10 protein-coding genes, 2 rRNA genes and 1 riboswitch are annotated in these 8,937 nt (G+C 47.3%); of the genes, 2 read left to right on the plus strand and 10 right to left on the minus strand.

The window, feature by feature from the left end; all coding sequences use genetic code 11:
• The 8 genes from purS to J2S00_RS14455 form a co-directional block, all read right to left on the minus strand.
• Entirely contained in the window at window positions 1-264 is a 264-nt protein-coding gene (gene purS, locus J2S00_RS14420) for a phosphoribosylformylglycinamidine synthase subunit PurS (protein ID WP_307341204.1), read from the minus strand.
• The gene (gene purC / locus J2S00_RS14425; protein WP_307341206.1) at window positions 257-991 is read right to left on the minus strand and encodes a phosphoribosylaminoimidazolesuccinocarboxamide synthase; all 735 of its coding nucleotides are present in this window, start codon (window positions 989-991) and stop codon (window positions 257-259) included. The genes purS and purC overlap by 8 nt, the downstream gene beginning before the upstream one ends.
• A 41-nt stretch (window positions 992-1,032) precedes the next feature.
• Complete coding sequence (gene purB, locus J2S00_RS14430) at window positions 1,033-2,328, minus strand: adenylosuccinate lyase (RefSeq protein ID WP_307341208.1); 1,296 nt, start codon at window positions 2,326-2,328, stop codon at window positions 1,033-1,035.
• Window positions 2,325-3,503: a 5-(carboxyamino)imidazole ribonucleotide synthase gene (gene purK, locus J2S00_RS14435; protein ID WP_307341210.1), complete on the minus strand. Its 1,179-nt coding sequence runs from the start codon at window positions 3,501-3,503 to the stop codon at window positions 2,325-2,327. The genes purB and purK overlap by 4 nt, the downstream gene beginning before the upstream one ends.
• Entirely contained in the window at window positions 3,496-3,993 is a 498-nt protein-coding gene (purE, locus tag J2S00_RS14440; RefSeq protein ID WP_307341212.1) for a 5-(carboxyamino)imidazole ribonucleotide mutase, read from the minus strand. The genes purK and purE overlap by 8 nt, the downstream gene beginning before the upstream one ends.
• Before the next feature lie 257 nt (window positions 3,994-4,250).
• A riboswitch (purine riboswitch) is annotated at window positions 4,251-4,352 on the minus strand.
• 104 nt (window positions 4,353-4,456) lie between these two features.
• Window positions 4,457-5,143 (minus strand): DUF2179 domain-containing protein, encoded by a 687-nt coding sequence (locus tag J2S00_RS14445; protein WP_307341215.1) that lies wholly within the window; start codon window positions 5,141-5,143, stop codon window positions 4,457-4,459.
• Between the two features lie 191 nt (window positions 5,144-5,334).
• On the minus strand, window positions 5,335-6,072 hold the full coding sequence (locus tag J2S00_RS14450) for a TrmH family RNA methyltransferase (RefSeq protein WP_307341217.1): 738 nt from the start codon (window positions 6,070-6,072) through the stop codon (window positions 5,335-5,337).
• Window positions 6,045-6,770, minus strand: coding sequence for a uracil-DNA glycosylase (locus tag J2S00_RS14455; protein WP_307341220.1), 726 nt, complete (start codon window positions 6,768-6,770; stop codon window positions 6,045-6,047). The genes J2S00_RS14450 and J2S00_RS14455 overlap by 28 nt, the downstream gene beginning before the upstream one ends.
• A 421-nt stretch (window positions 6,771-7,191) precedes the next feature.
• Between J2S00_RS14455 and J2S00_RS14460 the strand changes: the two genes are divergently transcribed.
• Together J2S00_RS14460 and J2S00_RS14465 are read left to right on the plus strand one after the other, a co-directional pair.
• Window positions 7,192-8,346 (plus strand): AimR family lysis-lysogeny pheromone receptor, encoded by a 1,155-nt coding sequence (locus J2S00_RS14460; RefSeq protein ID WP_307341222.1) that lies wholly within the window; start codon window positions 7,192-7,194, stop codon window positions 8,344-8,346.
• Window position 8,347: 1 nt separating this feature from the next.
• Window positions 8,348-8,479: a hypothetical protein gene (locus tag J2S00_RS14465; RefSeq protein ID WP_307341224.1), complete on the plus strand. Its 132-nt coding sequence runs from the start codon at window positions 8,348-8,350 to the stop codon at window positions 8,477-8,479.
• A 134-nt stretch (window positions 8,480-8,613) separates the two neighbouring features.
• Here J2S00_RS14465 and rrf read toward each other — a convergent pair.
• A 5S ribosomal RNA gene (gene rrf / locus J2S00_RS14470) occupies window positions 8,614-8,730 on the minus strand.
• Between the two features lie 83 nt (window positions 8,731-8,813).
• A 23S ribosomal RNA gene (locus J2S00_RS14475) occupies window positions 8,814-8,937 on the minus strand; the annotation flags it as partial.

Genomic DNA, 8,937 nt, shown 5'->3' on the forward strand with positions numbered 1-8,937 from the left:
TTACCCCTCCACCGGTTCAAAATCCGCCTGTTCAATGCGGTACTCCTCAATCACCGGGTTGGCCAGCAGTTTGTCGCACATTTGCTTGACCCGCTCCCGGGCTGCCTCCGGGTTCTCTGCTTCAACTTCCAGCTCCAAATATTTGCCAATCCTGACCTCTTTCACTTCCTGATAAGACAGAGCATGCAAGGACTGCTTAACTGCTTGCCCCTGGGGATCCAAGACACCCTCTTTTAACGTCACGAAGATTTTAAATTTAAACATGTGCTTCTCCTCCAACTCTCTTTAAAATTTCCTGATAAGCCTCCTCTACACCGCCCAAGTCACGGCGAAAGCGGTCCTTATCCAACTTGTCGCGGGTGTGCCGGTCCCACAGGCGGCACGTATCCGGTGAAATCTCATCAGCCAATAACAGCTGACCGTCATCTGTCAAGCCAAACTCCAGTTTAAAATCGACCAAGATAATGTCCCGCCCAGCAAAATAGCGGCTTAACAGCTGATTCACCTTCAAGGCGACGGTTTTCATTTGTTCCACCTGTTCCGGGGAAGCCAGACCGAGCACGTCAATATGATCTTCAATAATCAACGGGTCACCCAGCTGATCATCCTTGTAATAAAATTCAAGGACAGGGCGGGGAAGTTCCCACCCTTCCTCCAGTCCCAGACGCTTGGCCATGCTGCCCGCCGCCAAATTGCGGACCACCACTTCCACAGGCACAATGCGCACTTTGCGCACCAATTGTTCATGCTCAGACAGCAGCCGCTCAAAGTGATTGGCTACACCGGCCTGGGTTAAATGAGTAAACAGTGCCGCACTGATCAGATTATTGAACCGTCCCTTGCCTTGAATGGTCCCTTTCTTTTCTCCGTTAAAGGCCGTGGCATCATCCTTATATTCCACCCACAGCAACTGCTCATCGCTTGTGGTATATATTTTCTTAGCCTTCCCCTCATACAACAGCCCTTGCTTATTAACCGTTTCCTGGCTCACGTCGTTCCGCTCCTTCCGGTTTGGTCCGTTCCCTCTGGTTTCTACTCAAGCCCGACCCGTTTAAAGATCAAGTCCACATTTTTGAGGTGATACTCCGGATTAAAAATGTCATCCAGTTCTTTTTGACTCAACGTTTCTCGTATGGTTGGCTCCTGTTCAAGCAACGCTTTAAAGGGTTGCTCGGTCTCCCAAGCCTGCATCGCCTTGGCCTGAACCAAGTCATAGGCCTCTTCCCGCTTCATCCCTTTATTGATCAAGGTGAGCAGCACGCGCTGGGAATAGATCAGCCCGAACGTTTTCTCCATATTGCGCTTCATATTGTCCGGAAAAACAGTCAGGTTTTCCACAATGCGGGCAAAGCGGTTCAGCATATAGTTCAGTAAAATAGTGACATCCGGCAGAATAATCCGCTCCACTGACGAATGGGAGATGTCCCGCTCATGCCACAGAGGAACGTTGTCATAAGCTGATTGCATGTAGCCGCGGATGACCCGGGCCAGACCGGTGATATTTTCCGAACCGACTGGATTGCGCTTATGGGGCATGGCTGAGGAGCCTTTTTGTCCTTTGCCGAAAACTTCTTCTACTTCCCGGGTCTCCGTCTTTTGCAATCCCCGGATTTCGACCGCAAATTTCTCCAGGGAGGTGGCAATCAAGGCCAGCACACTCAGGTAGTGGGCATGGCGGTCCCGTTGCAAGGTCTGGGTGGAAATAGGGGCCGGTTTAAGACCGAGTTTGTCACATACGTACTGTTCAACAAAGGGATCGATGTTGGCAAACGTCCCCACTGCGCCAGACATCTTGCCCACGGCGACCTCTTCAACTGCCCGCTCAAAACGTGTCAGGTTACGCTTCATCTCGGCATACCATAAAGCCATTTTTAAACCAAAAGTGGTCGGTTCAGCATGCACGCCGTGGGTGCGCCCCATCATCACCGTATACTTATGGGCCAACGCCTTTTCTTTCAGCACATTGATAAAATGCTCCAGGTCCTTCTTCAAAATGTCATTAGCCTGCTTGAGCAAGTAGGACAAGGCCGTATCTACCACATCGGTCGAGGTTAAGCCATAGTGTACCCATTTGGACTCAGGACCCAAAGTTTCGGCCACAGCACGGGTAAAAGCCACCACATCATGGCGTGTGTCCTCTTCAATCTCTTTAATCCGCTGGACATTGATACGGGCATTGCTGCGGATTTTGTGCACATCTTCTTTGGGGATGTGGCCCAGTTCAGCCCATGCTTCACAAGCCAAGATTTCCACTTCCAGCCAGGCCTTAAATTTGTTCTCTTCCGTCCAAATGCGTCCCATCTCTTCTCGGGTATAACGTTCAATCATTCGATTCCCTCCATGTTCCAGATCTTTAGTGCTTTGATTTTGGCCAGCGCTTGGGACGGATCATCAGCCATCACGTTGAGATGACCCATCTTCCGCTTGGGTTTGGCCTCTTTTTTGCCGTACAAGTGCAGTTTAAACGAGGGATCCAGCTGGGGCAAGACATCCAAAACGGCAGCAAGGTGCTCACCTAATATATTGACCATCACTGTAGGCTGAATCAGTGTGGTGTCAGCCAAAGGGAGGTTGCACACCGCCCGCACATGCTGTTCAAACTGGGACGTGCGGCAAGCCTGCTGGGTATAATGCCCTGAGTTATGAGGCCGGGGAGCCAGCTCGTTGACCAGCAATTGTCCGTTGTCCAGAAGAAACAGCTCGATGGCTAACAGACCAACCAATTGGAACGCTTCAGCTAACTTGACGGCAATGGCTTCCGCCTGCTGCTTGATGGCCTCACTCACCCGGGCCGGGGCCATGCTGAGGTGTAAAATATTGTCACAATGAATATTTTCAGCTACGGGAAATGTTTTCAGCTCCCCTTGCGGATTACGGGCCACAATCACTGACAGTTCCTTGACAAAAGGAACAAACTGCTCCAGCACCCACTCCCGTTTTGCCGCTCTGACCCGCCCTTCAGCTTCGGCCACATCACGAGCGGAAGAGAGCACAAACTGCCCTTTGCCATCATAGCCGCCTTCCGCCGTTTTTAACAACGCTGGACGTCCCAAGCAGGCCAATCCGTGACGAAGATCATCTACAGAGCGGACCGGAACATAAGGGGCCACGGCCACACCGGCTGACTCTATGGCGGCTTTTTCTCTGATTCTGTTCTGCGTCGTATAGAGCAGACGGTATCCTTGGGGCAAGTAACTGTTAAGCTCCAGTTGGTTGGCCACTTCAGCGGAGATATTTTCAAACTCATAGGTCAGTACATCCACTTCACAGGCCAAAAGCCGTGCACCTTCCAGGCTGTCAAATGAAGCTGTGATTTGCTTGTCTGCCACCTGGCCGCAGGGACTGTTCTGTGTCGGATCCAGGGTGACCACATGGTAGCCCATCTCCCGGGCACTCAGGGCCATCATTCGCCCCAGTTGTCCGCCTCCTAAAATGCCAATGGCAGATGGAGGCAGAATCACCTTGTGCTGTATGCTTGGAGCAGTGTTGATCAACTCACTCATACTGGACGAGGTCCGCTTCAGCCAGTACCTGTTGGCGTACGGCCTCTCTTCTCTCCTTTAGCTTGTGTTGAATGTGAGGATATTTAATCCCCAATATTTCAGCAGCCAGCAAGGCACTGTTTTTGGCTCCGGCTTTGCCAATGGCCACGGTTGCTACCGGCACACCCCCTGGCATTTGTACAATAGACAATAGAGAATCAAGTCCGTTCAGCGTTGAGGTTTTAACCGGAACCCCGATGACCGGCAGTTCTGTCTTGGAAGCGATCATACCCGGTAAATGGGCCGCTCCTCCGGCCCCGGCAATAATAACCTCCAATCCCCGTGCTTTGGCCTGTTCAGCATAGCGAAACATTTCATCTGGCGTACGATGGGCAGAAACCACTCTCTTCTCAAAGGAAATCTCCAGCTCCTCCAAAATCAAACACGCTTCTCTCATCGTTTCCCAATCGGATGTACTGCCCATAATCACGCCAACCAGCGGTTTTTCCATGTTGGCACCTCCACTTTTGCCTAATAAAGCACAAAGCCCAGACGGGTAGATTTCCTTCGCACAGAGAGAAACCTACCCGCCTGGGCTTTTATCCCTTCGGTGTCATATACCTGGTGCCCATGATGTTCAAGGGATGAACATTGACCTGGGCATAAGCAGGTATACTCGGATCGCTCGGACCATCCAGCATGACAGGACCTCCAACTTGACAAGAGTAAGAGACAAGAAGGGGGCTATGTCCCGGCCAGCCATGGAACCCTAGATCCGCTTTCCCTCGTAGTCCAAAGATTTACGGTCTTTAGGTAGAGACGATCGAGCCATATTCCCGATCTTATACGAGGAGGTAGATGTTCAATTGTTCGTGTCAAATTTTATGACACTTTTAAGTTTAACAAAGGAAATGAGCACTCGTCAACAAAAAACGAACATTTTCCAAATTAATCCTAAAAAAATTCGTTTTTTGTCATTGTCTTTGCTTCTCTTCCCTTTGGGCGGCCAGCTGCCCTCCTTTGTCCGTTTGCTGTGCGTAAATATCCGCATAATCATCCTCGGAACGGATCTCCTCAATCACTTTTTCATCCACGCCGGGCAAGTTTTCTTCATGGACAACATGAAACGTTTCCCCTTCTTTTTTCGCTTGTTTCTTCAAACTTTTCACCCAGAATCCTCCGCGGAAATGCTGGGGCTCATAAGAAATGATAAATGCCTTTTCATCATAAGCCAGAATGTGGTTATACAAATCCTGTTGGGCTTTGCGGCGGGTCAAAATTTCCATCATCAAACGTTTGCCGTCTCTTCCTTCCCCGATCCAGGAGGTGACCCCATAACCGGCTTCCCGCAAAATTTGGGGCAGCGGATGATCATGACGGTTACTGATCACTTTAACGGTGACATAACCCAAAGCCATCCATTCCTCGATTTTACTGCCGGCCAGAACACCCAAGGCAAAGCCAAGGGCATAGGCAATGAGGTTTTGGATCTCATTCAGGTTTTCCAACACCAATCCCAAACCAATGACATAGATGAGCACTTCAATTGAGCTGATCGCTGAGGCCAGGTACTTTTGGCCCTTCAAAGTCAGGATCATGCGAATGGTAAAGAATGACACATAAACCACATTGATGACCAAGATGATCAGCATCATCACCATAGGTGAACCCTCCACATGTAAACTCTTTGTAGGATACTGCTTTTTAGTGACACTGTCAATCGGTTGAAACTGGTATTTTTATAAAAAGCTTCGTTCTCTTTTTACCCGCTTATACCTGAGGATAAAAATCCAAATAAAAAAGCCTAGCTGATCAGGCTGTGACACAGAGAAGCAACTCGGCAGTCTATCAGCTAAGCATCATCATCGTCAGCCGTGTCTTCCTCCGCCATTGGTCCGCCCGCCTCTACCATCCGACGGACCCTGGCTGAAGAAGTGACTAACCAATGGTGAAAAAGTTCCTTTCTTTCCTCAGTGGTCAAAAAATAGTCATCTCCCAGCAAATGCCTGGCACGCTGGGTGGCCTGATGTAAAGTGATCGCCGCTGCCACGGAAATATTTAAGCTTTGCACAAAACCGTACATGGGAATAATAAAGTTGCCGTCGGCCAGTTCCAGTGCTTCATGGGAGACACCGTCATGCTCATTGCCGAATAAAAACACCGTGGGCTTGTTTAAGTCTACTTCTGCCAGTGGCACCGCATCAACCCCCAAATGGCTGGCCAGTACCTGGTAACCTCTCTGCTGAGCCTGTTTGACCGCTGCCTCAATGGATGGATGCCTCTCGATGGTCAGCCACTTGTGCGCACTCTGGGTCACCTTACGGTTGGGGCTAAACGGTGCCCGGCCCACCACAATGGAGACATCTTGCACGCCAAACGCATCGGCGGAACGAAGAACAGCCGCTTGATTATGCCCGTCGTCCACAGCTTCAAGCAGCACAGCAATATGACGGGTGCGCTGTTTTAAAACCTCATACATCCGTCTCAGGCGCTGGGGTCTTAAGGTTTTCCAAACCAGATCATCTTCCTCCGTTAATAATCCTTCGTTGATGAGTTGCGCTACTATGGCTTCTCGCTCATTGTCTGCCATATCTTTGCCTCCCGTGATGCAAGTGAGATATTCTCGATCTGCCAGTCAATTTCTTTAACTCCAATTTGCCTGAGAAACTGGTTGGTTTTGGAGAACGGACGGCTGCCAAAAAACCCCCTGTTGGCCGAGAACGGACTGGGGTGGGGGGACTCAATGATGTAATGGTGAGGTGCGGTAATCAGCTCTTTCTTAGCCTGGGCATTCCGCCCCCAGAGAATAAACACAACGGGCTGCTCCCGTTGATTCAGGATGTCGATCACTCTGTCCGTAAACGTTTCCCACCCCATTCCCCGGTGGGAATTGGGTTGGCCCTGACGAACCGTGAGTACCGTGTTTAGCAGCAGCACCCCTTGTCTGGCCCACTTTTCAAGGCAGCCGTTATTGGGAATATAGCAGCCCAGATCATCCTGCAGTTCCTTAAAAATGTTTTGCAAGGAAGGCGGAGCCTGTACACCAGGCTGGACGGAAAAACTAAGCCCATGAGCTTGTCCTGGCCCGTGATAAGGATCTTGCCCTAAAATCACAACTTTAGTTTCCTCATACGGCGTATAGTGTAAGGCATTATAAATATCATACATGTCAGGATAAACCACTTTGGTCCGGTATTCATGAATCAGAAATTTTCGTAAGCGTTGGTAATACGGCTTTTCAAATTCACTTTCCAGTAAAGGAGACCAATCGTTTTTTAAAATCCCCATAAGCAACACCTGGCATCTCTTGTATAGTCTGTTACGCTCATTACTATACCATTCACAACAGACAGCGTCCAGACCTGGCTAGGTTCAACTTAAAATATACTCATAACAGTAAAAATAAGTATATTATAGATCCTTTATACCATCCATGCAAGGTCTAATGACCTATTTCCGTGCGAAGACTTTTTGTGATTAAATATTAATGATCTTACTTGTTGATTGTCTGCAGTGGTTCAATACAGATCTCTTACTCTTCCCGTTAGGAAAAGTGTGGAATATTATCGTTATTTTTGATTATTTGCTGTCGCAATTTGGCGAGCTTTTATTAGTGAAAAACTGAGCTGTTACTATTAAAATTAAAAAAAAGGTGATTAAATTTAAGTTACGTTCAGCCAATACATACTCTTATATCTGAGGTGCTACTATGAATCTTCACAGCCTTATTCAAGAGGCGATTAAGGGCAGAGGGTCATCACAGAAGGAGTTGGCTGACGCTGTTGGTATTAATCGCACTACATTAAGCAAGTATCTTAAGGGAAACAGTAGGTTGCGTTTTGATAACATCTTAAAACTGGTGCGTTTTCTTTTTCCAGACCGGGAAAAAGAGATCATGACAGCTTACGCACGGGACAGGAATCACACGCACCTCCGCCAATGTTTGGAATATGCCTATATTAACCGGATTGATTCCCTTAAAGACGAACTTTTAGAAAGGTTACAGCTATCCAGCAATAAAGTGGATCAAGAGTGGGCCACTGTGTATGGCTTGAATAACAGAGAGAATTACTCTTACAAGCTGTTGCATGTTTATAAAAATTTAAAGCTTATAAGTACTGAAATGAAAATTTTTTCCCAATTAGTTACAAGCCTTATCTATTGGCATTTAAATCTGTATGGTTTTGCCTATGAGACATGTCTAGAACTGGAAGAGAAAATCAAAAAAATCAAAGACCCTTTTATCAGAAATTCTTATACCGCACGTTTTGGCGCGGCAATGGCTTCCTATTGTCTATATCTAGATGAACGTGAAACCTGTCAACACTATAGTCAATTAGTTCTGGATACTGCACCAAGTCCTATCTTTAAAGCCACAGCTTATTTAAGTTTAGGTAACAGTTATATTTTCGAATCCTACGAGGAAACTATTCACTTTCTTTCAAAATGTTTTGAATTGTCAAACCAAGAGCGTCATGATTATCTTATCAACTTATGTAAGGACACTTTTAATTTTGCCCAAAATTATTGGGGGCACACACCCCAGTTTTTGAATTTCGAAAGTAAACGGATCAGTGATCAAACTGAAATTGCCTTTTATTATATTAAACGGAATAATCATAGCGAAGCGAAAAAAATTTTAGATAGTATAGATCCGGAAAACTTATCCAACATAGAAAAAGCTTTTTATTATTACTTTAGAGGATTAATCACAAAGGCGGAAACTGATTTCTCCAAATCTGTTTATTACTTTAAAACCTCTGGAGATTTGTTCTACTTAAACCTCCCCATCATGGAACTTAAAAAACTTGGCATTAATACTTATCTCATACATTCCATTAAGCCTATTAAGGAGGGAAATTAACATGAAAAAGCTTGTCGGTTTATTACTCTTGTTATTCTTGTTGTTCGGAGGAACAATGGATTCTGCCCATGCTAACCCAGGGATGGCGCCTGATCCTACCTCTGTTCCTTCCAATCCTGCCTACATGGAATAGTCTACAAAACTTAATTCAACGAAATTAATTCACTTTGAAACAAAAATGGCGACCGATTCAGTCCCCATTTTTGTTGCCCTCGTAACATACATTATGTCATCTGCAGGATATCTTCTTGAAAAATAGAAAACTCTGCCTGGCAACGTCCTACTCTCCCGGGGGCTCTCGCCCCAAGTACCATCGGCGCTGGAGGGCTTAACTTCCGTGTTCGGCATGGGAACGGGTGTGACCCCTCCGCCATCGTCACCAGACAGAGTATACACATGTTGGTGCTTTGTACCCTCAAAATTGGATAACAGCGTAACAGCAAGATTCACCGGATGCCACGCAAAAATTGGTTAAGCCCTCGACCGATTAGGATCTGGTCGCTCCACGCATCACTGCGCTTCCACTCCAGACCTATCTACCTCGTCATCTCCGAGGGGTCTTACTCGCTTCGCGCGATGGGAAATCTCATC

Source organism: Caldalkalibacillus uzonensis (genome assembly GCF_030814135.1).
GTDB lineage: Bacteria > Bacillota > Bacilli > Caldalkalibacillales > Caldalkalibacillaceae > Caldalkalibacillus > Caldalkalibacillus uzonensis.

Bases quoted from the DNA above. Each gene is read 5' to 3' on its own strand.
- J2S00_RS14450 (WP_307341217.1), bottom strand. From the start codon at position 6,072: ATGGCAGACAATGAGCGAGAAGCCATAGTAGCGCAACTCATCAACGAA.
- purS (WP_307341204.1), bottom strand. From the start codon at position 264: ATGTTTAAATTTAAAATCTTCGTGACGTTAAAAGAGGGTGTCTTGGAT.
- purB (WP_307341208.1), bottom strand. From the start codon at position 2,328: ATGATTGAACGTTATACCCGAGAAGAGATGGGACGCATTTGGACGGAA.
- purE (WP_307341212.1), bottom strand. From the start codon at position 3,993: ATGGAAAAACCGCTGGTTGGCGTGATTATGGGCAGTACATCCGATTGG.
- J2S00_RS14455 (WP_307341220.1), bottom strand. From the start codon at position 6,770: ATGGGGATTTTAAAAAACGATTGGTCTCCTTTACTGGAAAGTGAATTT.
- J2S00_RS14460 (WP_307341222.1), top strand. From the start codon at position 7,192: ATGAATCTTCACAGCCTTATTCAAGAGGCGATTAAGGGCAGAGGGTCA.
- J2S00_RS14445 (WP_307341215.1), bottom strand. From the start codon at position 5,143: ATGGTGATGATGCTGATCATCTTGGTCATCAATGTGGTTTATGTGTCA.
- J2S00_RS14465 (WP_307341224.1), top strand. From the start codon at position 8,348: ATGAAAAAGCTTGTCGGTTTATTACTCTTGTTATTCTTGTTGTTCGGA.
- purK (WP_307341210.1), bottom strand. From the start codon at position 3,503: ATGAGTGAGTTGATCAACACTGCTCCAAGCATACAGCACAAGGTGATT.